The 1,930-nt window shown below is 58.5% G+C and carries 2 protein-coding genes and 1 pseudogene; 2 read left to right on the top strand and 1 reads right to left on the bottom strand.

What is annotated here, in order from left to right:
• A pseudogene (locus ACXRVY_RS26485) lies at positions 1 to 174 on the top strand (NAD(P)-dependent oxidoreductase); the annotation flags it as partial.
• A gap of 183 nt (positions 175 to 357) precedes the next feature.
• On the top strand, positions 358 to 1,263 hold the full coding sequence (locus ACXRVY_RS26480) for a cation diffusion facilitator family transporter (protein ID WP_223462549.1): 906 nt from the start codon (positions 358 to 360) through the stop codon (positions 1,261 to 1,263).
• A gap of 7 nt (positions 1,264 to 1,270) precedes the next feature.
• Here ACXRVY_RS26480 and ACXRVY_RS26475 read toward each other — a convergent pair.
• Positions 1,271 to 1,930 (bottom strand): AGE family epimerase/isomerase (locus ACXRVY_RS26475; protein ID WP_458238669.1); only part of this gene is annotated, 660 nt, incomplete at its 5' end.

Genomic DNA, 1,930 nt, shown 5'->3' with positions numbered 1-1,930 from the left:
GACCAGGAGCGTTACAACGCCACTTACGCCGGCGCCGAGGCGATCCAGCCGCAAGACATCGCCGAGACCATTTTCTGGGTGCTCAATGCGCCTGCGCACATCAACATCAACAGCCTGGAGCTGATGCCGGTGAGCCAGACCTGGGCCGGGTTTGCTATCGAGCGTAAGTCTTAAGATCGAGTCACGGCCAATCGCGAGCAGGCTCGCTCCTACAAGGGATCTGCTGACACCAGAAAACCAGTGTAGGAGCGAGCCTGCTCGCGATGGGGACGGGCCAGACAAAACCGGACATCAGCTAGACTCCTCCCTCAAGCAGCTCGCCACACCCGGCGGTCTAGAGGTTTTAGAGGAGATCAAGTGAGCAATCGAGGCGAGCAGTCGCTGCTCAAGCAATCGACCTTCCTGATGCTCGCCGTGACATTCGCCGGGATCATCACCGGTTTTGTGTCAGGCGCCCAATCCATCCTGTTCGATGGCTTCTTTTCGTTAATCGCGGCCTTCATCAAGGTGCTGATGCTGATCACCGCCAGGCTGATCGCGAAGGAAAGCAACCAGCGCTTCCAGTTCGGTTACTGGCATCTGGAACCCATGGTGCTGGTGATCGAAGGCAGCTTCCTGTTCCTGGTTGCCATTTATGCCTTTCTCAATGGCGTGTTTGGCATCATCAGTGGTGGCCGCGAGGTCGAACTCGGTCTGGTGATTCTCTACGCGGCGGTGTTCACCGTCGTTGAACTGATTTACTTCTTCTACGTCCGCCATCGCAATCGCACACGCAAGTCATCGCTGATCCAGTTCGACAACATCAGTTGGCTGGTGGATGCGATGCTGTCGGCGGGACTGCTGGTGAGTTTCCTGATCGCGCTGCTGCTCAAGACTCAGGGTTACGACAAGTGGGCGGTGTATGTCGACCCGATGATTCTGATTCTGCTGGCCCTGGGCATGCTTCCTCCAGCGTTCAAAATCCTCGGGCCGGCATTGCGCGATGTGTTGGGGATCGTCCCGGATCAACTGGATGACAAGGTGCGTCAGGTGATGGAGGTGGCGAAGGTCGAGCATGGTTTCGACGACTACATTTCCTACGTGCAGAAACACGGCAGGGCCTGTTTTATCGAGATTCACATTGTATTGCCGAAGGATTACTGGCTGGACGGAATAGGGCAGCTGGACAGTTTGCGCGAGGAAATTTCCGCGAAACTCGGTAAGCCGGATGCCGCGCGATGGCTGACCATCAGCTTTACCGGGGATCGCAAGTGGACTGAGTGATTGGATTTCACCTTGTGGCGAGATATTCCGCCAACCCGCGATAACAAGTCGCAAGGTGATAGGGCGTTGTCGATGGCATGTCGCGGCGGCTGACTTCACCGTGCTCGTCACGGCATTCGTACCAGCCGCCGGCATGCAGCGAGCGCTGCTGCAACGCCTGCAACTGGCGCAGTACATCTGCTTCGCTGTGCGGTCGCAGCGTCAACGCGCGCAGGTACTCGGCCTGCGCCCAGATACGCTGCGTGGCGTCCCGGACGCCGTGATCCGCTGCGAAGTCGAGCATCGCCCGCACCGCGCCAGTCTGCTGATCGACGCCCATTTGCTCGGTAAAGGCGAAGGCCCGCTCCAGATTGGCATGCAGCGCCGAGTGGCGTAACAGCGCCGAGGATTCCAGCAGGAAATACCACTCGAACTGATGCCCCGGTTCAAACCAGTTATCCACAGACCCCAGCGGTTTTTCCATCAACACGCCGTGCTGCGGATCGATAAATCGTGCGTGCATGGCTGTGCATAACTCGACGAGCGCCTGTTGCACGTCGAGGTCTTCACGCACCGAGAGGGTGGCGAGGAATGCTTCGGCCAGGTGCATCAGCGGATTTTGCAAAGGGCCGCTGTCCAGCGACGCCCAGTCGCGGTCGAGCGTGGCTTCGTACAGACCGTCGTCCGT

This window comes from Pseudomonas sp. P5_A2_2 (assembly GCF_054177685.1).
Note: the sequence above shows the minus strand (reverse complement) of the source record. Positions and strands in the feature narration are given on the sequence as shown.